Raw genomic sequence first — 20639 nt, 5'->3', positions numbered from 1 at the left:
TCGTGCGTCCGGCGGATTCAATTCTGATGACCCCTCTCTCGATCGCCGTGCTGTCCCTCAGCATGTCCACGGATGCGTTCGCCGCTGCCGTCGGGCGCGGCGCGGCCAACCGGCCGCCGGTCGCCACCGCCGTGCGCAACGGGTTGGTCTTCGGCGTGATCGAGGCCATCACGCCTCTGATCGGCTGGGGCCTGGGCCTGATCGCGGCGGGCTTCGTCGAGCAGATCGACCACTGGATCGCCTTCGGCCTGCTGGGCGCGGTCGGCGCCAAGATGCTGTGGGAGGCCTTCCAGCCGGTCGACGAGGATGATCAGGGCGCGCGCCTGGCGCGCAACGGCATGCTGGCCCTGATCGCCACCGCTGTCGGCACCAGCATCGATGCGGCGGCCGTGGGCGTGGGTCTGGCCTTCATCGGCGCGAACATCTGGATCATCGCCCTGTCGATCGGCTTCACCACCTTCGTCCTGACCACCATCGGCATGCTGATCGGCAAGGCCGTCGGCGCCCGCTTCGGCAAGATCGCCGAGTTCGTCGGCGGCGTGGCCCTGATCGTCATCGGCGCCTCGATCCTGGCGGATCACATGGGGTGGCTGGCCTGACGGCGCTGCGTCGGGTGGTCGCAAGCCGCCCGTTTCCGCAACGGCGGGCGAGCCGGCGGGGTTAGGGTCCGGTCAAGCCTGTGCCCGGAGTCCTCCCCATGATGCGTTCGACCGTCGCCGCCGCAGCCCTGTGGTTCGCCCTGTCTCCCGGTCTTGCGGTGGCGGGACCGGAGATCACCGTGGTGGACGCGGCGCGGGTGTTCGACGGGCAGCGGGTCATCACCGACGCCCGGCTGATCCTGCGTCACGGCCGGGTCGAACAGATCGGGTCGCAGGCGGAGATCGAGGCGCCGGTCAGCGCCCAGCGGATCACGCTGGATGACCGCACCCTGATCCCGGGCCTGATCGCCGCCCACTCGCACGTCGGCATGGTCAACGGCGTGGACGCCGGCGGTCACAACTACACCCGCGAGACGGTGGCCAAGGACCTGGCCCAGTTCCAGCGTTTCGGCGTCGTGGCGGTGAACGCCCTGGGCATGAACGGCGGTCTGTTCCACGAGCTTCGCACTGCGCGGGAGGACCGCGCGCGGGGCTCGGTCAGCCCGGGCGCGGACCTGTATGGCGCCGGCGGCGGCGTCGGGGCGGCGAGGGGCGCTCCGCCCGAGAGCATGGGGCCGCCGGACGCCCTGCGACGCGCCGGCACGCCGGAGGAGGCGCGCGCCGCCGTCGACGCCATGGCTGACGCGGGCGTCGACGTGATCAAGGTCTGGGTCGACGACCTGAACGACAGCGTCCCGAAGATGGCGCCCGAAATCTACGCCGCCGCCATCCAGCAGGCGCACGCGCGCGGTCTGAAGGCCGCCGCCCACATCCATGATCTGGAAGACGCCAAGGGCGTGATCCGGGCCGGCGTCGATATCATCGGCCACGGCGTCCGCGACGTGCCGGTCGATCAGGAGTTCATCGACCTGCTGAAGGCCAATGACGTCTGGTACGTGCCGACGGTCAACATCAACGAAGCCGAATACATCTACGCCGCCCATCCCGAGTGGCTCGATGATCCCTTCTTCCGCGGCGCGCTGAACCCGGCGCTGGATGCGCGGTTCCGGGATGCGGAATGGCGCGAGCAGGCGCTGGGCCGGGCGGCGGGGCCGCGCCGGGCGGTCGAGACCAACATCGCCAACCTGCGAACCCTGCATCAGGCCGGGGTGAAGATCGCCTTCGGCACGGACTCGGGCGCGACCCCGCTGCGGGTTCCGGGCTTCGCCGAACATCTGGAGCTGGGCCATATGGTCGCCGCCGGGATGACCCCGGTTCAGGCCCTGACCGTCGCCACATCGGCCTCGGCGGAGATGATGGGGCTGGAAGACCGGGGCTGCCTGCGGGTCGGCTGCCGCGCCGACTTCATCGTGCTGACCGGCGATGCGACCGCGGACATCGCCGCCAGCCGCACCATCGAGGCGGTCTGGCGCGACGGTCAGCCCTTGCTGGCGGACTGAAGCAGGCTGTCGACGAAGGCCGGCACCGTCTCCGTCGCCGGGCCGTAGAGGCCGTCGTCGAACAGGCCCGCGCCCTGGGTCGGTTCGAGATTGATCTCGACCGTCCGGGCGCCGGCGCGGCGGGCGTCCTGCACAAAGCCGGCCGCCGGATAGACGGCGCCCGAGGTGCCGATGGAGACGAACAGGTCGGCCTGCGAGATCGCCGCGTCGATCACGTGCATGGCCAGAGGCATCTCGCCGAACCAGACGATGTGGGGGCGCAGCCAGCCGTCGGGGCTGAACGGGCTGTCGTGACGCGGGTCCAGATCGCCGGGGCAGTCGATGACCCGGCCTGTGACGGTGCAGTGCGCCTTCAGCAGTTCGCCGTGCATGTGGATCAGCTGGAAGCCGGGAGCGGGCGGGACCAGCGCATGGGCGCGGTCGTGCAGGTCATCGACGTTCTGGGTGACCAGCAGGAAGTCGCCCTCCCACCGCGCGGCCAGTTCGGCCAAGGCGTGGTGGGCGAGATTGGGCTGGACCTCAGCCAGCTGGCGGCGGCGCTTGTTGTAGAAGTCCTGCACCAGCGCCGGATTGGCCGCGAAGCCCTCGGGCGTGGCGACCTCCTCGATCCGGTGGCCCTCCCACAGGCCGTCCGAGGCCCGGAAGGTCGGCACGCCGCTTTCCGCCGAGATGCCGGCGCCGGTGAGGACGACGAGGTTCATGGCAGGGCCTCGGGGAGGGTGGTCGATGTCGCCAGACTTTCCCGAAGATGGTCGATCATCAAGCGGACCTTGGGCGGGGCGTGGCGGCGGTGGGGATAGACGGCCCAGACCCCTTCATCGGGTGGCCGGTGGTCAGGCAGCAGGGCGACGAGGGCGCCGGTGCGCAGCGGTTGGGTGACGTAGAAGTCCGGCAACTGGCACAGGCCGAGCCCCTGAAGGGCCGCATCCAGAACGGCCGCGCCGGAGTTGCAGCGCCAGCGGCCCTGTGGGCGCAGGGTGGTCTCGCGCCCGCCCTCGGTGAAGCGCCAGTGTTCGGACGAGCCGGTCAGCAGATCGTGGGACGGGAGTTCGGCCAGGGCGCGGGGCGCCCCCCGGCGGGCGAGGTAGTCCTGGCTGGCGCAGAGGATCAGGCGGCGTGACGCCAGCCGGCGCGCGATCAGCCGGGAATCCGTCAGGTGGCCGAACCGCACGGCCAGATCGTAGCCGTCGCCGACCAGATCACGCAGCCGATTATCGAGGTCCAGCTCGATGGACAGTTCGGGATGGGCGCGGGCGAAGCGGTTGACGGCGGGGGCGACGAACCGTTCGCCATAGGAGACCGAACAGGTCATCCGCAGCAGGCCGCGCGGAGCGCTGTCGTCCGGCTGGACGGCGGCAAGGGCCTCGTCCCGTTCGTCGATCAGACGGCGGCAGCGGTCGAGGAAGTCGCGCCCGGCGTCGGTCAGCTCGACGCGGCGGGTGGTGCGGTTCAGGAGGCGGGTCTGCAGTCGGTCCTCCAGCTTCGCGATCTCGCGGCTGACGGCGGAGGTGGACAGGCCGAGGCGTTTGGCGGCGGCGGAGAAGCTCGCCTGCTCCGCCACGGCGGTGAATTCGTCGATCCCGTCCCAGCGACTGCTCATGCGGACGATCCAGCATGATTGTCCCGTGTCAGCAATAATGTTTTGCGTTTGTCGCCGTTTCGCCTGTCCGAAGTCGGGCCTAGAAGGGGCGCACAGATCACTTTCCCCTCAAGCAGCGCGCCGCCGCGCGGCAAGCGGTAGGGGCCTCCGGAGGACCTTGGATCATGAAAACCCGCGCCGCCGTCGCCTTCGAGGCCAAACGTCCGCTTGAGATCGTCGAGGTCGATCTGGAAGGGCCGCGCGCCGGCGAGGTGCTGGTCGAGATCAAGGCCACCGGCATCTGCCACACCGACGCCTATACGCTGGACGGTCTGGACTCCGAGGGCATCTTCCCGTCGATCCTCGGCCACGAGGGCGCGGGCGTCGTTGTGGAAGTCGGACCAGGCGTGACCTCGGTCGAGGTCGGCGATCACGTCATCCCGCTCTACACGCCGGAATGCCGCCAGTGTAAGTCGTGCCTCTCGCGCAAGACCAACCTCTGCACCTCGATCCGCTCGACCCAGGGCAAGGGGCTGATGCCCGACGGCACCTCGCGCTTCAGCTACAAGGGTCAGGCCATCGCCCACTACATGGGCTGCTCGACCTTCTCGAACTACACCGTCCTGCCCGAGATCGCCCTAGCCAAGATCCGCAAGGACGCGCCGTTCGACAAGGCCTGCTACGTCGGCTGCGGCGTGACCACGGGCGTGGGCGCGGTGGTCAACTCGGCCAAGGTCGAGCCGGGCGCCAATGCGGTGGTCTTCGGTCTGGGCGGCATCGGGCTGAACGTCATCCAGGGCCTGAAGATGGTCGGCGCCGACATGATCATCGGCGTGGACATCAACGGCGACAAGGAAGAGTGGGGCCGCCGCTTCGGCATGACCCACTTCGTCAATCCGAAGAACGTCAGTGATGTTGTCGCCCATCTGGTCGAGCTGACCGGCGGCGGCGCCGACTACACCTTCGACTGCACCGGCAACACCGTGGTCATGCGTCAGGCGCTGGAAGCCTGCCATCGCGGCTGGGGCGAGAGCATCATCATCGGCGTGGCCGAGGCGGGCAAGGAAATCGCCACCCGTCCGTTCCAGCTGGTCACCGGCCGCGTCTGGAAGGGCTCGGCCTTCGGCGGCGCGCGCGGTCGCACCGACACGCCGAAGATCGTCGACTGGTACATGGACGGCAAGATCGAGATCGACCCGATGATCACCCACACCTTCGGCCTTGAGGACATCAACAAGGCCTTTGACCTGATGCACGAAGGCAAGAGCATCCGGTCGGTGGTGGTGTTCTAGGGAGCCCGGGCGTGTCCGCCATGCTGAACTTCAGGGCAGCGGGCGGACGCTTCAACGTCCGCGTCGGCGGCGTGGCCCGGCGCGACGGGCGGACGCTGCTGCATCGTATGGCGGGCGATTCCTTCTGGACCCTGCCCGGCGGACGCATCGAACTGCATGAGACCGCCGCCGAGGCTCTGGTGCGGGAACTGGACGAGGAAACCGGTCTGGTCGTGTCGGCGGGACCGGTGCTCTGGGTCGCGGAGAATTTCTTCGACTGGCAGGGCGAGCCCTATCACGAGATAGCCTTCTTCCTGGCCATGACCGTGGAGGGGGAGACCCCGCAGACCTTCGCCGGCTGTGAGGGGGAGCTGGAGCTGGAGTACGCCTGGCTCGATCCGTCTGATCCGGAGCTCGTCATTGTCCCGGGCTTCCTGAAGACCGGGTTGCTGGAGCCCCCGTCCGAGACCCGCCACGTCGTCGTCCGCGACTGGCCCTCGAGCCTCCGGACAACAGGTTAGTTGCCAAATAAAACTGACCTCGGATAAGGTCGGGCCAACAAGGGAGGAGACACATGTTCACACACATCACCGTCGGCGCGAACGACATTGAGGCGTCGCGCAAATTCTATGATGCGGCGCTCGGCGCCCTGGGCATCGAACCGGGCCAGCCGGACGGCATGGGGCGTTACTGGTGGCGGACGGCGCGCGGCTCGTTCGCGGTCGGCAAACCCATCGACGGCGACCCGGCCTGCCACGCCAACGGCGGCACCATCGGTTTCGGCGCGCGTGATCCGGAAGCGGTGAAGGCCTTCCACGACGCCGGCGTCGAGGCGGGCGGCACGTCGATCGAGGATCCGCCCGGCGAGCGCAAGGGCCCGTTCGGCGTCCTGAACCTAGCCTATCTGCGCGACCCGTCGGGCAACAAGATCTGCGCCCTGCATCGGCCGAAGTAACCGTCGCGCTTGCGACAACTGACCGCGTCAGCGTGTCGATCTGAACGGGGCTACCAAGCCCCGTTCAATGAAGGGGGACGACATGAAATTCGACGCACAGAAGGCCCTGATCGCCTACTCCGGCGTGCTGACCGCGGTCTTTGTCGGGGTGATGGTTTCGGGTGCGGTGCAGGGCGTCGGCCCGGCGCGCTTCACCGAGATTGATGTCCAGCGCATCAATGTGCGCGAGCCGGACGGCACGTTGCGGATGGTGATTTCCAACCAGACCGCCTTCCCCGAAATCCCCTATCGCGGGCGCGAGGTTCCGCATCCGGGGCGGGACACCGCGGGCATGCTGTTCATGAACGAGGAAGGCACCGAGGTCGGCGGTCTGGTGTTCGGCGGCCGGAATGTGGACGGCGTGAAGACGTCCGGCGGCAGCCTGACCTTCGACGGCTATGAGCAGGACCAGACCGTCCAGATCATGGGCTTCCAGCAGGGGGCGCGCCGCGTCTCCGGCGTCTTCGTGAATGACCGCCCCGAGGAATCGATCGACTTCGCCGTGCTGGAGCGCCTGAACGGCCTGACGCCGGAGCAGCAGCAAGAGGCGATGCAGTCCGCCAATCTGGAAGGCTTCCCGCGCGCCTTCCTCGGGCGCCAGGGCTCGGGCGCGTCTGAACTTGTGTTGCGCGACGGCGCGGGCCGGGCGCGTCTGGTATTGAGCGTGGCGGCGGACGGCGCCGCGCGCATCACCTTCAGGGACGAGAACGGGCAGCCGACCCGCGTCGTGACGCCCGAAGGCTGAGGCGGTTGAAGCGGACGCCGCGCGTGCGGCGAACTATGAAGAGGGCCGGGTTCGGTCTGCTGGGCATCGGAGTTAGAGCCTCATGGAAGTCACCAAGACCCACACCGTCCACGGCGGCGTGCTGCGCTATCTGAAGCACGACAGCGCGGTGACCGGCACGCCCATGACCCTGTCGGTCTTTGTTCCCGGCGGCGAGGGGCCGTTCCCGGTGCTGATCTGGCTGTCCGGCCTGACCTGCACCGAGGACAATTTCACCACCAAGGCCGGCGCCTATCGGGCCGCCGCCGAACATGGGGTGATCATCGTGGCCCCCGACACCTCGCCGCGTGGTGAAGGGGTGGCGGACGATCCGGCCTATGACCTTGGTCAGGGCGCGGGCTTCTATATCGACGCCACGCAGGCCCCGTGGACGCCGCATTTCCGCATGGAGAGCTATGTCACCGGAGAGCTGATCGACCTGATCGACCGCGAGTTCCCGACGACGAAGACCCGCTCGATCTCGGGCCATTCGATGGGCGGGCACGGGGCGCTGACGCTGGCGCTGCGTCATCCGGAGCTATTCCAGTCGGTCTCGGCCTTCGCGCCGATCAGTTCGCCGACGCGCTGTCCGTGGGGCGAGAAGGCCTTCATCGCGTATCTGGGCGACGACCGGGCCGAATGGGCGAAGCATGACGCGGCCCTGCTGATCGACGGCGGCGCGGCGCATGGCGTCTATGACGATATCCTGGTCGATCAGGGCGACGCCGACAGCTTCCTGGTGGAGCAGCTGAAGCCCGAACTGCTGATCGCGGCGGGCAAGGCCAGCGGCCAGAAGGTGACGGTGCGGATGCAGCCGGGCTATGATCACTCCTACTTCTTCATGGCCAGCTTCATCGCCGACCATGTCGCCTTCCACGCCGCCCGACTGAAAGCCTGACCATGAGCGACGACCGGTATGATGCGATGTTCGCGGCCCTGTGCAGCGAGGTCGGCTTCTGCCTGCACGACAAGGGCCAGAAGCGGGTGATCGCGGCCCTGCCAGAAGGTCTGGATGCGGCGACCAGGGTGGCGTTTGCGGCCGCAGGCGTGGACTACCTCAACGCACTGGGCGACCACCGCCGGGCGGTGCGCGACTGCATGAAGGCGAACCTGCCGAAGGACTAGCTTTCGGTCTTCGCCGCCGGTTCGGCGGGCGGGACGTTGGTTTCCTCGGTGACGACCGTCGTGGTCGTGGAGGTCGTCGTGGTCTGTGACCAGCCGTAGCGGATGGTGCAGTTCGGCGCGTTCACATACTGGCCGTCGCTGGTGTGGCAGTTGGACGTCGCGGTCAACTCATGATCGCTGGCGCAGGCCCCCAAAAGCGCGAGGGCCGGGAGGGCGATCAGGGCCAGCTTGCGGACGGTCATCGGCATCTCCGGTTACGGGGCGTCACCGTCACCTGACCTGAGGTGGGCCGCAACCCCTGCCCGGGGCCTATTTGAACCCGCGGCGATGCTCGCGCCGATCATCGTCCCGGTCGCGCCTGTCGCGGCGATCGTCACGATCACGGCGGCCGTCCCGGTCCCGGCGATGTCCACGGCCGTAGTCCGGGACGGGGACGACATAGACCGGCTCATTGGCTGCATAGGCGGGGACGCAGTGCTGGCGGACCACGCCGTGGCGGTCGGTGTACCAGTTGCAGACCGGCGCGTTGGCGAGATCATAGGCTGCCTGATCCAGCCCCGTCGCGACGGCGTCCCAGAAGGCCGGATCGGTGGTGCAGCCGGACAGGCCGATCCCCGCCGCGCCGATCAGGCAAAGCCGTTTGACGCCCCGCATCGCCATCACTCCCTCTCCAAGCTTGACGGGGAGCACAGTCATGCAGCCTTTGGGCGACCGCAAGCGTTCAAAACCTGACAAAAACCGCCCGCCGAGCCTTTGGCGGAGCGTCCGGAAGCCCTACATCCGGTCCAGAATCAAACCGCCTGACAGGAGTCTCTCCATGGCCTTCACCCTTCCGCCCCTCCCGTACGCCTATGACGCCCTGGAGCCGGCGATCGACAAGGAGACGATGACCTTCCACCACGACAAGCACCACCAGACCTATGTCGACAACCTGAACAAGGCCGTCGACGCCGACGCCTCGCTGCAGGGCAAGTCGCTGGAGGAGCTGTTCGCCAATATGTCGAAGCTGCCGAAGGCCGTGCGCAACAACGGCGGCGGTCACTGGAACCACAGCCTGTTCTGGGAACTGCTGGCTCCGGCTGACAAGGCCGGTGAGCCGTCGGCTGAACTGGCCGCCAAGATCGACGCCGAACTGGGCGGTCTGGACAAGTTCAAGGCCGACTTCGACGCCGCCGGCGCCGGTCAGTTCGGTTCGGGCTGGGCTTGGCTGATCCTCCAGGACGGCAAGCTGAAGGTCACCTCGACCCCGAACCAGGACAACCCGCTGATGGACGTGGCCGACGAGAAGGGCGCTGTCCTTCTGGCCGCCGACGTGTGGGAGCACGCCTATTACCTGAAGTACCAGAACCGCCGCGTCGACTACCTGAAGGCCTTCTGGTCGGTGGTGAACTGGAACAAGGTCAACGAGCTGTACGAAGCCGCCAAGTAAGCGGTCCGACAGTCCGGATATCGGGAAGGCGCCGTAGCCATACGGCGCCTTTTCCTTTTTGGCGCGAGGCGAGGGCGGTGTTGATCCGGGAACGGAGTTTACCGCCTGCTAACCGTGACCGTTGGGGCGATGATTAAGGGTATTCCGCTAGGGCAGGGGGCCGATTTCTCCCCCCGAGCTCGTCCAGTATGCGCGTTTTGACCTGTCTGACCGAGGAACATAACCTGTTCCTCGTCGCCCTCGCCGCCCTGATCTGCGTCGTCGGCGCCGTCGTCCTGAACCGTCTGTTTGACAAGAACCGCCGCAGTGCGCCCAAGGCGCGGCTGCCGTGGCTGTTCCTCGGCGCCATGGCGGGCGGGGCGACGATCTGGTGCACCCATTTCGTGGCCATGCTGGCCTACCGGCCCGGCGTGGAGGTGTCCTACGCCCCCGTCCTGACCGGGATTTCCCTGGTCGTCGGCATGCTGGCCTGCGGGCTGGCCCTGGCGGTCGGCGCCATGCGCGGCCGCTACGCCGCGGCGACCGGCGGAGCGATCTTCGGCCTGGGCGTGACCGCCATGCACTACACCGGCATGTCAGCCTTCACCGCCGAGGCCTTCGTGATCTGGTCGCCGGCCTATGTCGTCGCCTCGGTGATCGCGGCGGTGGTCGGCGGCGCGGCGGCCTTCCACATCGCGACGGACGATCGTCCGTGGCTGCGCCCGGTCGTGGCGCCGCTGCTGCTGGTCCTGACCATCGTGGCCCTGCACTTCACCGGCATGGGCGCCCTGACGGTGATGCCGCTGACGCCGAGCGCGGATGCGACCCTGCTGACCGAGGGTGAGGCGCTGCTGGCGGCGGGTGTGGCGGCCGTGGGCTTCCTGATCCTCGGCACGGCGGTCGCCAGCTATGCGCTGGAGGAGCAGACCGAGCGCCATTCGCGTGATCGCCTCGCCGCCCTGATCGAGGGCAGCGTGGACGGCATGGTGGTGGTCGCCAACGGCAAGGTTCGTCTGGCCAACCACGCCTTCACCGAACTGTGCGGCGTGCAGGAAGGGCAGACCATGGGGTCGCCCATCGAGGACTGGATCGAGGACGTCGCCTCCCTGCAGCCGGGCCTGCTGATGCAGAGCCGGGTCAAGGCCCGCGACGGCGCCCCGGTGCCGGTCGAGATCGCCGTGCGCGAGGAGACGACGGGCGCCGAGCAGACGCCGGTGCGGATCTTCGCCGTGCGCGATCTGCGCTCGCGCATCGCCCAGGAACGCCGCATCGCCCATCTGGCGCGCAACGACAGCCTGACGGGCCTGCCGAACCGGACCTCCTTCCTGGAGAAGCTGGAGCGTCTGGCGGCGACCGGAGAGAATTTCGCCCTGCTGGCGCTCGACCTGGACCGGTTCAAGGAGGTCAACGACCTGTACGGCCACGCCGTCGGAGACCGCCTGCTGGTGCACGTCGCGGACAATATGAGGGCGGCCGTTCAGGAGGGCGAGTTCGTGGCCCGGCTGGGCGGCGACGAGTTCGTGGCCCTGATTCCGATCCGCGAGCGGATGGACGCCCATGCGGCCGCCGAACGCCTGCGCGCCGCGATCCTGACGCCGCTGGAGGCCGAACACGCCGAGCTGCAATGCGGCGCCTCCATCGGCATCGCCCTGTGGCCCGATGACACGACCGAGACCTCGGTCCTGATCAATGACGCCGACCTGGCCATGTATCGGGCCAAGAGCTCGCTCACGACCGACATCTGCTTCTACGAGGGGGCGATGGATGAGGCGGTGCGCCAGCGTCGCCGCATCACCCTGGGCCTGCGCGATGCGCTGGAGAACGACCGCTTCGAGCTGCACTACCAGTTGCAGGCCTCGGTCGAGACCGGCGACGTCACCGGCTTTGAGGCGCTGCTGCGCTGGAGGCAGGCGGACGGGACCTATATCTCCCCGGCGGACTTCATCCCGCTGGCCGAAGAGACCGGGCTGATCCTGCCGATCGGCGAATGGGTCCTGCGCCGCGCCTGTAGCGAGGCCGCCAGCTGGGACAAGCCGCACCGCATCGCCGTGAACCTGTCGCCGGTCCAGCTGTCGCATGTCGACCTGCCGCGGCTGGTGCACCAGATCCTGATCGAAACGGGCCTCGCCCCGAACCGGCTGGAGCTGGAGATCACCGAGACGGCGATGATTTCGGACATGGAGCGCACCACCCACATCCTGCGCCAGCTGAAGCTGCTGGGCGTGTCGGTGGCGATGGACGACTTCGGCACCGGCTATTCGTCGCTGTCGACCCTGCGGGCCTTCCCGTTCGACAAGATCAAGCTGGACAGGACCTTCATGTCCGAGCTGGACGGCGGCCCGCAGTCCAAGGCCATCATCCGCGCCGTGCTGGCGCTGGGCGAAAGCCTGGACATCCCGATCCTCGCCGAGGGCGTCGAGACCCAGGAACAGCTGGTCTTCCTGCGCGAACAGGGCTGTGACGAGGTTCAGGGCTATCTGCTGGGCCGGCCGCAACGCGACGCTGTCGCGCAGACGACGGAGCGGGCTGAGGCCAGCAAGGTCGCCTAGGGGCGGAAGTTCGCGCCGTACTCCCAGTCATAGGGCACGCCCGTATCGCCGAGGATGAAGCGGACCAGCTGGGCGAAGCCGCCCTCGGCGCGGACATCGTTGCCCAGGATGACCACGCAGCGCTGGCTCTGCCGCAGGCAGACCAGGGTGTTGCCGGTCGAGTCGTTGTGGCCGCCCTTCATGAAGCCGGGCCCTTGGGGGCCGTTGAAGGCGACGACGCCGAGGGCTGACTGCAGATCGGGGCGGCGTTGCGCGGCGGGCAGTTCGTCCTGGAAGGTGGGGAACTGGCTGGCCGTGGTGATCGGGAGCTGCGGACGCAGCAACTCGGCATGGGAGGCGGGGCTCAGGCCATCGCCACGGACCAGGGCGGCGGCGAAGCGGCTCATGTCGGTGATGGTGGTGTCCATGGAGCCCGCAACGCGGACCTTGGAGCGCTCGTCGTGCGGTTCGGGAGACCCGTCCGCCTTCCAGCCGTCGGCCATGTTCTGCGCGAACTCCGGCCGCCAGATCAGGCTGGTGTTGGTCATGCCCAGCGGTGCGAAGACGTAGTCGCGGGTCCGGTCGCCCATGTTGATGCCCAGTCGCTGCTCCAGCATGTACTGCAACAGGGTCAGGCCCTCGCCGGAGTAGGCGAAGCGCGCGCCGGGATCGAAGTGGATGCGAAGCTTCTCCTCCGGCTCCAGCCAGTAGAAATTGGCGAAGCCGGTGCTGTGGGTCAGGCTGTGGCGCGGCGTGATCGTCCGCCAGCGCGGATCATCGGCCAAACCACGATAGTCCGAATAGAAATTGGCGAACTCGGGCGTGAAGGTTGACGGCAGGTCCGGCGCCAGTTCGGAAATCGGACGATCCAGATCAACCCGCCCCTCGTCGACAAGCTGCATGACCGACCAGGCGAAGACCGTCTTGGTCAGGGAGGCGCCGTACATGATGGTGTCGGTAGTCAACGGATCGCCTGCCGCGTTCCGCTGTCCATAGGCCTGCACATGGACGGGACGGCCGCCGTCGATCACGGCGACAGCGACGCCGCGCGCGCCGGTGTCGCGCATCAGCCGAGCGACGGCGGCGTCGATCTCGGGGCCTGAGGGCAGCGGATGGACGGTCTGCGCGACAGCAGGGGCGGCGCAGAGACCGAGGGCCGCAACGAGGGCGGCAAGCAGGCGGGACGTCATGATCAGCTCCCCTTCAACTGACCGGAGCCGTAACACGGGTCGGCGCGGACGTTGACTTAAGCTTTGTCCATGGGCATAAGCGCCGCCTTCGCGCGCCTGACTCCGGTCAGGGGCGGGATTTATGACGGACGATGCGTGGACCGCCGTTGGGATCGTCTCTCCAGTTGGGGAGGGACCGGGCCGCATCAACATAGAGAGTGACTTATGTCCAAGCGCCACAGCGCCAAGTACAAGATCGACCGCGCCATGGGTGAAAACCTGTGGGGCCGCTCGAAGTCCCCGGTTAACAAGCGCTCGTACGGCCCCGGCCAGCACGGTCAGCGCCGCAAGTCGAAAGTCTCGGACTTCGGCCTGCAGCTGAAGGCCAAGCAGAAGCTGAAGGGCTACTACGGCAACATCACCGAGAAGCAGTTCGCCGCCACCTATGCCGAAGCGACCCGTCGCAAGGGCAACAGCTCGGAGAACCTGATCGGTCTGCTGGAATCGCGCCTGGACGCCATCGTCTACCGCGCCAAATTCGTCCCGACCGTCTGGGCCGCTCGCCAGTTCGTCAGCCACGGCCACGTGACCGTCGACGGCAAGAAGGTCGACATCGGTTCGTACCGCGTGAAGCCGGGCCAGGTCATCGAGGTCAAGGAAAAGTCGCGCAACATGGCTCTGGTGCTCGAAGCCCAGCAGTCGTCGGAGCGTGATATCCCCGATTACCTCGAGATCGGTGACCGCGGCTTCTCGGTCCGCTACGTCCGCGTCCCGGAACTGGCCGACGTGCCGTACCCGGTGAAGATGGAGCCGAACCTGATCGTCGAATACTATTCGTCGTAAGTTCGAGACATCGACCAAGTTGGAGAAGGCCCCGGAGCGATCCGGGGCCTTTTTCCATTCGGGAGCGCCGCTGGTTTCGTCCTCGCGACACCTTGTCACCTGAAATCGACCCCGTGCAGACCGTGATTGCGCCTGTGACGGTTCACTTTCGGGCCGAATAACGGCACAGTAGTCGTGGGCTCAGGATCCAGCCGAGGAGGCCGGGATGACTTCGAAGATCACGCTCGCCGTCGTGCTGGCGTTCGCCACGCTGACGAGCGGCTGCGCGACAGTGAGAAGCTGGCTGCCGGGCGATCAGGCCGCCGCCAACCTGCCGGGCCAGCTGGAGCCCATTCACGCGGTCGCTATCGCCCAGGATCAGGCGGTGTTCTGGGTCAGCTCCAATGGCTGCACCCGCAAGACAGATCTGACCCCGGTCGTGCGTCCGGTCCGGGACGGCTCGGTGATCACCCTGCGCCGGATCCGGGAAGACCGCTGCGCCCAGGTGCAGCCGCAGGGCGTGGAGATGCGCTGGTCGTTCGAGGAGCTGGGCATCGCGCCCGGGGCCCGCGTGTCGGTCGAGAACCCCTACCAGATGACGCCCTCGGCCTGAGGCCGAGGGCGTCTCTTCCAGTTCCAGGATCAGCGACCGTGGATGCGGTCGTAGGCGGGCCATGTGGTCTGCGTTGCGCGGGCGTACTGGTTCGGAAGACCTTCCGGCTGCCCCAGAGCAGTCGCGGCGTGGTGCGGCCAGTTGGGGTCATCCAGAACGGCGCGGGCGATGGCGATGAAATCGGCTTTGCCGTCCGCGATGATGGCTTCGGCTTGTTCCGGCTCGTAGATCATGCCGACGGCGATGACGTTGGCTTCCGGTGCGGCTTGTTTCACCGCTTCCGCGAACGGGAGCTGGTAGCCCGGCTCGCCGCCAGGGATATGGGCCCGGGGCAGGTTACCCCCGGTCGAGATGTGCAGGTAATCGTAGCCCAAGTCGTGCAGGGCCCGGCCGAACGCCTGCGCATCCTCGACCGAGAGGCCGTCCTCGACCCAGTCCGAGCCGTTGAAGCGGACCCCCAGCGCCTTGTGGCGTGGCCAGGCGTCGCGCAGGGCCTTTGCCACGCGCAGCGGGAAGCGCATCCGGTTCTCGTTGGAGCCGCCGTACTGGTCCGTCCGATGGTTCGAGACCGGCGAGAGGAATTCGCTGAGCAGGTAGCCGTGCGCGGCGTGAAGCTCGACCAGGTCAAAGCCGGCGCGATCAGCGCGGGCGGCGGCGGCGACAAAGGCGTCGATGACTCGCTGCAACCCGGCCTCGTCCAGTTCAACCGGCGTATGCCAGTCCTCCCTGAAGGGGACGGCCGACGGGGCCGAGGTGACCCATGCGCCTTCGGCGGACGTCAGGGCGCGGTTGCCGATCCACGGCGGCGTGGTGGAGGCCTTTCGACCCGCATGGCCCAGTTGGACGCCTATGGGAGTGTCGGAATAGGTGCGGATCCCGGCGATCAGGGCGGCGAAGGCGTCTTCCTGTTCGTCATTCCACAGGCCGGTGTCGGCCGGGCTGATACGGCCGTTGGGTTCAACCCCCGTCGCTTCCACGATCACCAGACCGGCGCCTGAAAGCGCCAGCTTGCCCAGATGCTGCACGTGCCAGGGTTGGGGCACGCCGTCGATGGCCGAATACTGGCACATGGGGGCGATGACGATGCGATTGCGCAGGGTCAGGGGACCGACGGCGCGGGGCGAGAACAGCTGGCTCATTAAGGGCTCCGGGGAGGATCGGAACCGTAGCTATGTCGGATACGGACAATGGCAAGGGCCGCCTTTCCGATTGTTCACGTGCCATTCAGCGCGGCGGACGCCACAGTGGGGGCAAGCTTCACCACAGAAGCGCTCTCATCATCCGGAAGGGGATTTCCATATGCGTCGCATCGCTCTCATCGTCGCTCTCGCCATCGCTGCTCCGTCGCTGGGCGGCTGCATCATCATCGCCACCGACAAGCCGACCACCCGCGTGGTTCACAGCACCCCCGCGGAAGCGGGTCAGTGATCCGCGTTCTGATCGCGGCGGCGCTGGCGGCGCCGCTGCTGTCGGGCTGCGTCATCTATTCGAACGAGGGTGGCGAGCGGGACGTCGTGGTCAACTGGAGCGACCACGCCAAGCCTGCCCTGGAAGCGGTGCGCTCGGCGCGGATTGCGGACGGCCGGCTGACGGTTCGTGTCGACTCGAACGGCTGCACGGACGCGACTCATTTCGCGGTCGATCTGACGCCGGTGGATGACGGGGTGACCAACATCGCCCTGCGCCGCAACGCCGAGGACCTGTGCAAGGCGCTGGTCCCGGATGGGGTGGAGGTCAGCTGGTCGCTGGACCAGCTGGGCATCGTCTCCGGCACGCCGACGCGGCTGCTGAACCCGACCAAGCTCTAGGCAAGCGAAAGGGCCGGAACGCACAGCGCTCCGGCCCTCTTCTATTCCGCGCCTGACTATTGCTTGGCGAACACCGGCAGCATCTCCGCCGGGATGCGGTGGGGCCGCATGGTCTTCGCATCGACCAGAACCCACTCCGTGACGCCCTGGGCGCACAGCCGGCCCTCGGCGTCCTCGATGCGGACGTAGCGGTTGAAGCGCGGGCCCTGCGGGTCGCCGACCCAGGTGCGGGCCTTCACGTCCACGGCGTCGGGCATCAGTGGGCGGAAATAGTCGATCTCGTGCCGGACGCCGACCCACGACCAGCGGGCGCGGGTATCTTCATCAAAGCTGGCGGTCCAGTGGGCCGTGCCCGCATCCTGAAGCCAGCCGACATAGACCACGTTGTTGACGTGGCCGTTCTCGTCGATGTGTTCGGGGCGGACCTCCAGCGGGAGGACAAAGATCTCGCGATCCTCGCGCGGCTCCAGCTGGGTCCGGGCCATGGGTCAGTCTTCCTGACCGAGCGGCACGCCCTTGTCGGCCATCAGGGTCTGGAGCTCGCCGCTGTTGAACATCTCGCGCACGATGTCCGAACCGCCGACGAACTCGCCCTTCACATAGAGCTGCGGAATGGTGGGCCAGTCGGTGAAAGCCTTGATGCCTTCGCGCAGGGCTTCGTCCTGCAGGACGTCGACGCCGACGAACGAGGCGCCGACGTGATCGAGGATCTGCACGGCCAGCGAGGAGAAGCCACAACGCGGCGCGTCCGGCGTGCCTTTCATGAACAGCACGACGTCGTGCTGCGCGACAGTGTCGGCGATGAAGGCGTGGACGGGGTCTGCGACGGCTTGATCGGTCACGGTAACGGGCCTTTCAGTGAAGGGCGTCAGCTAGGGACCGCAGGGGCGGGGGTCAAGGGCGCCCGTGGTCACGTCTGCGGTGTCAGGCCGCCTTGGCGGCGGCGACCCGGGCCATCTCGATCTGGGCGGCGAGGCCCGGCGGCAGGTCGCGATCCGGCACGAGCGCCAGTTCATTGAGCCGCTCAACGCCGCTGGCGTCGATCAGGACGCTGGCGATGGAGGGGTCGGTCAGGGCGTAGGCCAGGCAGATGGCCTCGGCATTCCAGGCGTTGGTCTGGTGCAGGAAGGCGAAGGTGCCGGCGCCGGCCAGCGGGTCGCCCTTGGGGCGGCCGGACGACTTGCCGAAGCCGAAGAAGCCCTTCTTCTCCTCGTGCACCGTGGAGGCCTTCTTCACCGTGTCGAGGCTTTCGGGGAAGTAGCCATAGACGAAGATGGCCATGTCCCGCTCGCGGGCGTCGCGCAGGCGCGAGCGGATCTGCCAGGGCGAGTTGACATGGTAGGGCGTCAGCAGGGCGTCGAAGGCGCCGGTGGAGACATAGGTGTCCATCACCTCGCTCTCGCCGGAGATGCCGAGCAGGCGGATCCTCTGGGTGGCGCGCAGGGCCTTGAGCGCGTTCAGCGAGGACTGCGGCAGTTCGTGATCCTCGGGCTCGTCCAGGACGGCCAGATCGAACCAGCCGAGCCCCGAGGCGTGGAGCGCGCGGTCGATGGCGCTGGTCATGCCCTCGGCGGAGAAGTCGCGATCCGAGCCGCGGCGGCCGTCGCCTGCGCCCAGCATCAGGGAGACCTGCACCAGCTTGCGATCGACGTGGCGCAGGGCCTCGCCCAGCACCTCGGCCAGAACGGGATCGGCGGTGGTCAGGCGATAGCTGTTGATGCCGGCCTCGAGCGCCGAATAGATCAGCTCGCGTCCGGCTTCCGGGCCGTGGGCGATGTCGCGGGCGCCGATGTTGAGGGTGACGACCGAAACGGCCTGACCGACGTTTCCGAACGGACGATAGCGCATGGGTCAGCCCTCCGCGGGAACCGAGGTTTCGAGGGCCAGGGCGTGGAGTTCGCCGCCCATCTGGCCTTTCAGGGCCGCATAGACGAGCTGGTGCTGCTTCACGCGCGACAGGCCTGCGAAGGCGGTGGAGACAATGCGCGCCCGGTAGTGGTCGCCGTCGCCCGCCAGATCGTCGATGGCGATCTCGGCGTCGGGAAAGGCTTCGATCAGGTGACCGCGAAGCGTTTCGACAGACATGGGCATGGGTAAACGCACTCCGGAGTTCGGGCCGGAGCATGCCGCTTAAACCTTAATGTCAGGCTGACAGCCGCTCCAGCAGGATCACGGGGGCGCCCTTGTAGGTCGTCTCGGCGTAGGGGGCGTAGCCGGCACGTCGGGCGAGGGCGTGGGAGGCGGCGTTGTCCGGCGCGATCATGCAAACTGTACGCGGGGCGTTCAGGGCTTCATCCGCCCAGGCGAGGGCGGCGGAGAGCGCCTCGAACGCCATTCCCTTGCCCTGGAAACGGGGCGCGACGCCCCAGCCGAGTTCTGGTGCGTCGAAAGGCGGCTCCATGAGGCGGCGATAGTCGAAGACGCCGACGCTGCCGACATAGTCGCCGGTCGCGGTCTCGCGGATCGACCAGTTGCCGTAGTTCAACGCCTCCCAGTGGCCGATGTCGCGCAGCAGGCGGAACCAGACGTCCTCGCTGGACAGGGCCGCCGGGAAGATGGCGGTGGCGAAGGCGGGATCGCCCCAAAGTTTGGTCAGGTCGCCGTAGTCGGAGGCCTGCACCGGGGTCAGGGTCAGGCGGTCAGTGATCAGGGTGGTGGTCATGATCCGAACAGGGCTCCTGCGCGCTCGATCCGGGTGAGGCCGGCGGCGTCGGTGACGGCGTAGGTGAAGCCGGGCTGCAGCGCGAAGGCGCCGGCGCGGCCCCGCTTGTCCAGCGCGAGCAGGGCGACCTGCGAGGCGGCGACCTTCGTCCCGCGCAGGCGGGCGAGGCGTTCGATCACGCTGCGACAGGCGGCGGTCGGGTCGAGCCCGCGGCGCATGGCCTCGACGACGGCGTGGGCGCCCGCGACGCGGACGACATCCTCGCCGACGCCGGTGGCGGTGGCGCCGCCGACCGCGTCGTCGACATAGAGGCCCGCGCCGATCAGGGGGCTGTCGCCGACCCGGCCGCGCATCTTGAAGGCCATGCCGGAGGTGGTGCAGGCGCCCGCCATGCGGTCATCGGCCCCGATGGCGACCAGGCCGATGGTGTCGTGATTGCCCGGGCCGCCGGGCATGGACCGCCAGTCGGTGTTCTCGCTGTTGATGCGCGGGGCGTATTCGGAGGTCGTCAGCCACTCGCGCCAGGCCGCCTCGGCGCGAGGCGTCAGCAGGGTTTGCGTCGGGAAGCCCTGATCGATCGCAAAGGTGCGGGCGCCGGTTCCGACCAGCATGGTGTGGGGCGTCTTCTCCATCACCGCGCGGGCGACGGAGACGGCATGGACCACGTCCTCCAGCGCGCAGACGGCGCCGATGTCGCCCGCCCAGGTCATGACGCAGGCGTCCAGCGTCACATGGCCGTCGCGGTCCGGCAGGCCGCCGAGGCCGACGGACGCGTTGCTCTCATCCAGCTCCGCCACCTTGCCGCCCGCCTCGACCATGTCCAGCGCCGAGCCGCCGGCCTGACGCGCGGCCCAGCCGGCGGCGTTGGCCGCGGCGCCGAAGTCCCAGGTCGAGACCATGATCGCGGGGGCGGCGCCCTGCGCGATTGCGGAGGTCGCCAGGGCGGCGACGGGGGCGGCGGTGAGAAGGGTGCGGCGCGTGGTGGTCATGAGTCCCCCCGGATCGGACCGGAGGAGGCTACATCAACCCCAGCTGTTTGAAACTGGCGACGCCGTCCCGGCCGACAACCAGATGGTCGTGGACGGACAGGCCCAGCGCGCGGGCAGCTTCCACGACCTGACGCGTCATGTCGATGTCGGCGCGTGACGGGGTAGGGTCGCCGGAGGGATGGTTGTGGACGATGATCATCGACTTGGCCGACAGCTCCAGCGCCCGGCGCACGACCTCGCGCGGATAGACTGGGGCGTGGTCGACGGTGCCGCGGTTCTGGATCTCGTCGAGGATCAGCTGGTTGCGGTTGTCGAGATACAGGACACGAAACTGCTCGCGCGGCTCATGCTGGAGCGACAGGCGGACGTAGGCGACAAGGGCGGTCCAGGACGAGATGACCGTGCGCTTGTTGGCCTCTTCCTTGGTCACCCGACGGGCGACCTCATGCAGGGCGGCGAGGTCCAGGGCGGTCTCAGCGCCGATGCCCTTGGAGCGACCGCGCGAGTCCTCGGCTTTCACCGTCATCAGGTCCTCGACCGAGGCGGCGAGGACGGCGGCCAGTGATCCGAACCGGGCCAGCAGGGCCTTGGCGATGGGCTTCACGTCCCCCTGCGGCTGGCTGCGGAACAGGAAGAGTTCAAGCAGCTCATAGTCGGGCAGATGGTGGATGCCTGCGCGCCGCGCCCGTTCGCGCAGCCGTTCGCGGTGGCCGGCGTGATGGGGCGTCTTCGGCTTTTCGGGCGGAGTGTCGAGCATGGCGTGTCCGTGTCGGTGGAGACTGCCCTACGTTGTGGAAAGCCTCAACCACGACGCATTCTGCAACCTTGACCATTGCAGTGCATTTGGTCGCCGAACGGACGGGCCGGGGA

The 20639-nt window shown here is 68.0% G+C and carries 27 protein-coding genes; 14 read left to right on the top strand and 13 right to left on the bottom strand.

The window, feature by feature from the left end:
- Positions 1-26 precede the first annotated feature (26 nt).
- Together ACFQQC_RS08960 and ACFQQC_RS08955 are read left to right on the top strand one after the other, a co-directional pair.
- Positions 27-599: a manganese efflux pump MntP family protein gene (locus ACFQQC_RS08960; protein ID WP_376861752.1), complete on the top strand. Its 573-nt coding sequence runs from the start codon at positions 27-29 to the stop codon at positions 597-599.
- Positions 600-697: 98 nt separating this feature from the next.
- Positions 698-2038 (top strand): amidohydrolase family protein, encoded by a 1341-nt coding sequence (locus ACFQQC_RS08955; RefSeq protein WP_376861750.1) that lies wholly within the window; start codon positions 698-700, stop codon positions 2036-2038.
- Here the strand turns inward: ACFQQC_RS08955 and ACFQQC_RS08950 are convergent.
- On the bottom strand, positions 2017-2739 hold the full coding sequence (locus tag ACFQQC_RS08950; protein ID WP_376861748.1) for an NAD-dependent deacylase: 723 nt from the start codon (positions 2737-2739) through the stop codon (positions 2017-2019). The genes ACFQQC_RS08955 and ACFQQC_RS08950 overlap by 22 nt on opposite strands.
- A complete protein-coding gene (locus tag ACFQQC_RS08945; protein ID WP_376861746.1) occupies positions 2736-3638 on the bottom strand; it encodes a LysR family transcriptional regulator in 903 nt (300 codons plus the stop codon). The genes ACFQQC_RS08950 and ACFQQC_RS08945 overlap by 4 nt, the downstream gene beginning before the upstream one ends.
- A gap of 164 nt (positions 3639-3802) precedes the next feature.
- Here ACFQQC_RS08945 and ACFQQC_RS08940 point away from each other — a divergent pair, with 164 nt between their 5' ends.
- The 6 genes from ACFQQC_RS08940 to ACFQQC_RS08915 all read left to right on the top strand — a co-directional run bounded on the left by ACFQQC_RS08940 (position 3803) and on the right by ACFQQC_RS08915 (position 7770).
- Entirely contained in the window at positions 3803-4909 is a 1107-nt protein-coding gene (locus tag ACFQQC_RS08940) for an S-(hydroxymethyl)glutathione dehydrogenase/class III alcohol dehydrogenase (protein WP_376861744.1), read from the top strand.
- A gap of 20 nt (positions 4910-4929) precedes the next feature.
- A complete protein-coding gene (locus tag ACFQQC_RS08935) occupies positions 4930-5409 on the top strand; it encodes an NUDIX hydrolase (protein WP_376862110.1) in 480 nt (159 codons plus the stop codon).
- 53 nt (positions 5410-5462) lie between these two features.
- Complete coding sequence (locus ACFQQC_RS08930; protein ID WP_376861742.1) at positions 5463-5843, top strand: VOC family protein; 381 nt, start codon at positions 5463-5465, stop codon at positions 5841-5843.
- An 82-nt stretch (positions 5844-5925) separates the two neighbouring features.
- A complete protein-coding gene (locus ACFQQC_RS08925; RefSeq protein ID WP_376861740.1) occupies positions 5926-6627 on the top strand; it encodes a hypothetical protein in 702 nt (233 codons plus the stop codon).
- An 82-nt stretch (positions 6628-6709) separates the two neighbouring features.
- Positions 6710-7543 (top strand): S-formylglutathione hydrolase, encoded by an 834-nt coding sequence (gene fghA, locus ACFQQC_RS08920; protein WP_376861738.1) that lies wholly within the window; start codon positions 6710-6712, stop codon positions 7541-7543.
- Between the two features lie 2 nt (positions 7544-7545).
- Complete coding sequence (locus tag ACFQQC_RS08915) at positions 7546-7770, top strand: hypothetical protein (RefSeq protein ID WP_376861736.1); 225 nt, start codon at positions 7546-7548, stop codon at positions 7768-7770.
- Here ACFQQC_RS08915 and ACFQQC_RS08910 read toward each other — a convergent pair.
- On the bottom strand, positions 7767-8012 hold the full coding sequence (locus tag ACFQQC_RS08910; protein ID WP_376861734.1) for a hypothetical protein: 246 nt from the start codon (positions 8010-8012) through the stop codon (positions 7767-7769). The two genes, ACFQQC_RS08915 and ACFQQC_RS08910, sit on opposite strands and share 4 nt — an antisense overlap.
- A 67-nt stretch (positions 8013-8079) precedes the next feature.
- On the bottom strand, positions 8080-8430 hold the full coding sequence (locus ACFQQC_RS08905; protein WP_376861732.1) for a hypothetical protein: 351 nt from the start codon (positions 8428-8430) through the stop codon (positions 8080-8082).
- 157 nt (positions 8431-8587) lie between these two features.
- On the opposite strand from ACFQQC_RS08905, the gene ACFQQC_RS08900 reads away from it, so the two are divergent.
- Complete coding sequence (locus ACFQQC_RS08900) at positions 8588-9199, top strand: superoxide dismutase (RefSeq protein WP_376861730.1); 612 nt, start codon at positions 8588-8590, stop codon at positions 9197-9199.
- A 188-nt stretch (positions 9200-9387) separates the two neighbouring features.
- Entirely contained in the window at positions 9388-11727 is a 2340-nt protein-coding gene (locus ACFQQC_RS08895) for an EAL domain-containing protein (protein WP_376861729.1), read from the top strand.
- On the opposite strand, the gene ACFQQC_RS08890 is transcribed toward ACFQQC_RS08895, so the two are convergent.
- Positions 11724-12896, bottom strand: a complete 1173-nt coding sequence (locus ACFQQC_RS08890) for a serine hydrolase domain-containing protein (protein ID WP_376861727.1) — start codon at positions 12894-12896, stop codon at positions 11724-11726. The two genes, ACFQQC_RS08895 and ACFQQC_RS08890, sit on opposite strands and share 4 nt — an antisense overlap.
- A gap of 204 nt (positions 12897-13100) precedes the next feature.
- Here ACFQQC_RS08890 and rpsD point away from each other — a divergent pair, with 204 nt between their 5' ends.
- Entirely contained in the window at positions 13101-13718 is a 618-nt protein-coding gene (gene rpsD, locus ACFQQC_RS08885; RefSeq protein WP_376861725.1) for a 30S ribosomal protein S4, read from the top strand.
- Positions 13719-13923: 205 nt separating this feature from the next.
- A complete protein-coding gene (locus tag ACFQQC_RS08880; RefSeq protein ID WP_376861723.1) occupies positions 13924-14310 on the top strand; it encodes a hypothetical protein in 387 nt (128 codons plus the stop codon).
- A 29-nt stretch (positions 14311-14339) separates the two neighbouring features.
- Here ACFQQC_RS08880 and ACFQQC_RS08875 read toward each other — a convergent pair whose 3' ends face one another.
- Positions 14340-15449, bottom strand: a complete 1110-nt coding sequence (locus ACFQQC_RS08875; RefSeq protein ID WP_376861722.1) for an NADH:flavin oxidoreductase/NADH oxidase — start codon at positions 15447-15449, stop codon at positions 14340-14342.
- A 160-nt stretch (positions 15450-15609) separates the two neighbouring features.
- Between ACFQQC_RS08875 and ACFQQC_RS08870 the strand changes: the two genes are divergently transcribed.
- Both ACFQQC_RS08870 and ACFQQC_RS08865 read left to right on the top strand, forming a co-directional pair.
- Positions 15610-15738, top strand: coding sequence for a hypothetical protein (locus tag ACFQQC_RS08870; RefSeq protein ID WP_376861720.1), 129 nt, complete (start codon positions 15610-15612; stop codon positions 15736-15738).
- Positions 15735-16118: a hypothetical protein gene (locus ACFQQC_RS08865; protein WP_376861718.1), complete on the top strand. Its 384-nt coding sequence runs from the start codon at positions 15735-15737 to the stop codon at positions 16116-16118. The genes ACFQQC_RS08870 and ACFQQC_RS08865 overlap by 4 nt, the downstream gene beginning before the upstream one ends.
- Positions 16119-16174: 56 nt before the next feature.
- On the opposite strand, the gene ACFQQC_RS08860 is transcribed toward ACFQQC_RS08865, so the two are convergent.
- From ACFQQC_RS08860 to radC, 7 genes are all read right to left on the bottom strand, one after another.
- Entirely contained in the window at positions 16175-16603 is a 429-nt protein-coding gene (locus tag ACFQQC_RS08860; RefSeq protein ID WP_376861716.1) for an acyl-CoA thioesterase, read from the bottom strand.
- 3 nt (positions 16604-16606) lie between these two features.
- Positions 16607-16960 carry a Grx4 family monothiol glutaredoxin gene (gene grxD / locus ACFQQC_RS08855; RefSeq protein ID WP_376861714.1) on the bottom strand — a complete coding sequence of 118 codons (354 nt, stop codon included), beginning with the start codon at positions 16958-16960 and terminating at the stop codon, positions 16607-16609.
- Between the two features lie 82 nt (positions 16961-17042).
- Complete coding sequence (locus ACFQQC_RS08850; protein WP_376861713.1) at positions 17043-17966, bottom strand: oxidoreductase; 924 nt, start codon at positions 17964-17966, stop codon at positions 17043-17045.
- Between the two features lie 3 nt (positions 17967-17969).
- Positions 17970-18209 (bottom strand): BolA family protein, encoded by a 240-nt coding sequence (locus tag ACFQQC_RS08845; protein WP_376861711.1) that lies wholly within the window; start codon positions 18207-18209, stop codon positions 17970-17972.
- Between the two features lie 52 nt (positions 18210-18261).
- Positions 18262-18780: a GNAT family N-acetyltransferase gene (locus tag ACFQQC_RS08840; protein ID WP_376861709.1), complete on the bottom strand. Its 519-nt coding sequence runs from the start codon at positions 18778-18780 to the stop codon at positions 18262-18264.
- Complete coding sequence (locus ACFQQC_RS08835; RefSeq protein WP_376861707.1) at positions 18777-19769, bottom strand: N(4)-(beta-N-acetylglucosaminyl)-L-asparaginase; 993 nt, start codon at positions 19767-19769, stop codon at positions 18777-18779. Before ACFQQC_RS08835 ends, ACFQQC_RS08840 begins: the two co-directional genes overlap by 4 nt.
- A gap of 28 nt (positions 19770-19797) precedes the next feature.
- A complete protein-coding gene (gene radC / locus ACFQQC_RS08830) occupies positions 19798-20526 on the bottom strand; it encodes a DNA repair protein RadC (protein WP_376861705.1) in 729 nt (242 codons plus the stop codon).
- Positions 20527-20639 lie beyond the last annotated feature (113 nt).

Source organism: Brevundimonas sp. GCM10030266, from assembly GCF_042666595.1.
Lineage (GTDB): Bacteria > Pseudomonadota > Alphaproteobacteria > Caulobacterales > Caulobacteraceae > Brevundimonas.
This window is presented reverse-complemented; position numbering and strand designations above follow the sequence as displayed.

Coding starts and splice junctions, on each gene's coding strand:
- ACFQQC_RS08960 (WP_376861752.1), top strand. CDS start 27: ATGACCCCTCTCTCGATCGCCGTGCTGTCCCTCAGCATGTCCACGGAT.
- ACFQQC_RS08955 (WP_376861750.1), top strand. CDS start 698: ATGATGCGTTCGACCGTCGCCGCCGCAGCCCTGTGGTTCGCCCTGTCT.
- ACFQQC_RS08950 (WP_376861748.1), bottom strand. CDS start 2,739: ATGAACCTCGTCGTCCTCACCGGCGCCGGCATCTCGGCGGAAAGCGGC.
- ACFQQC_RS08945 (WP_376861746.1), bottom strand. CDS start 3,638: ATGAGCAGTCGCTGGGACGGGATCGACGAATTCACCGCCGTGGCGGAG.
- ACFQQC_RS08940 (WP_376861744.1), top strand. CDS start 3,803: ATGAAAACCCGCGCCGCCGTCGCCTTCGAGGCCAAACGTCCGCTTGAG.
- ACFQQC_RS08935 (WP_376862110.1), top strand. CDS start 4,930: ATGCTGAACTTCAGGGCAGCGGGCGGACGCTTCAACGTCCGCGTCGGC.
- ACFQQC_RS08930 (WP_376861742.1), top strand. CDS start 5,463: ATGTTCACACACATCACCGTCGGCGCGAACGACATTGAGGCGTCGCGC.
- ACFQQC_RS08925 (WP_376861740.1), top strand. CDS start 5,926: ATGAAATTCGACGCACAGAAGGCCCTGATCGCCTACTCCGGCGTGCTG.
- fghA (WP_376861738.1), top strand. CDS start 6,710: ATGGAAGTCACCAAGACCCACACCGTCCACGGCGGCGTGCTGCGCTAT.
- ACFQQC_RS08915 (WP_376861736.1), top strand. CDS start 7,546: ATGAGCGACGACCGGTATGATGCGATGTTCGCGGCCCTGTGCAGCGAG.
- ACFQQC_RS08910 (WP_376861734.1), bottom strand. CDS start 8,012: ATGACCGTCCGCAAGCTGGCCCTGATCGCCCTCCCGGCCCTCGCGCTT.
- ACFQQC_RS08905 (WP_376861732.1), bottom strand. CDS start 8,430: ATGGCGATGCGGGGCGTCAAACGGCTTTGCCTGATCGGCGCGGCGGGG.
- ACFQQC_RS08900 (WP_376861730.1), top strand. CDS start 8,588: ATGGCCTTCACCCTTCCGCCCCTCCCGTACGCCTATGACGCCCTGGAG.
- ACFQQC_RS08895 (WP_376861729.1), top strand. CDS start 9,388: ATGCGCGTTTTGACCTGTCTGACCGAGGAACATAACCTGTTCCTCGTC.
- ACFQQC_RS08890 (WP_376861727.1), bottom strand. CDS start 12,896: ATGACGTCCCGCCTGCTTGCCGCCCTCGTTGCGGCCCTCGGTCTCTGC.
- rpsD (WP_376861725.1), top strand. CDS start 13,101: ATGTCCAAGCGCCACAGCGCCAAGTACAAGATCGACCGCGCCATGGGT.
- ACFQQC_RS08880 (WP_376861723.1), top strand. CDS start 13,924: ATGACTTCGAAGATCACGCTCGCCGTCGTGCTGGCGTTCGCCACGCTG.
- ACFQQC_RS08875 (WP_376861722.1), bottom strand. CDS start 15,449: ATGAGCCAGCTGTTCTCGCCCCGCGCCGTCGGTCCCCTGACCCTGCGC.
- ACFQQC_RS08870 (WP_376861720.1), top strand. CDS start 15,610: ATGCGTCGCATCGCTCTCATCGTCGCTCTCGCCATCGCTGCTCCGTCG.
- ACFQQC_RS08860 (WP_376861716.1), bottom strand. CDS start 16,603: ATGGCCCGGACCCAGCTGGAGCCGCGCGAGGATCGCGAGATCTTTGTC.
- ACFQQC_RS08850 (WP_376861713.1), bottom strand. CDS start 17,966: ATGCGCTATCGTCCGTTCGGAAACGTCGGTCAGGCCGTTTCGGTCGTC.
- ACFQQC_RS08845 (WP_376861711.1), bottom strand. CDS start 18,209: ATGCCCATGTCTGTCGAAACGCTTCGCGGTCACCTGATCGAAGCCTTT.
- ACFQQC_RS08840 (WP_376861709.1), bottom strand. CDS start 18,780: ATGACCACCACCCTGATCACTGACCGCCTGACCCTGACCCCGGTGCAG.
- ACFQQC_RS08835 (WP_376861707.1), bottom strand. CDS start 19,769: ATGACCACCACGCGCCGCACCCTTCTCACCGCCGCCCCCGTCGCCGCC.
- radC (WP_376861705.1), bottom strand. CDS start 20,526: ATGCTCGACACTCCGCCCGAAAAGCCGAAGACGCCCCATCACGCCGGC.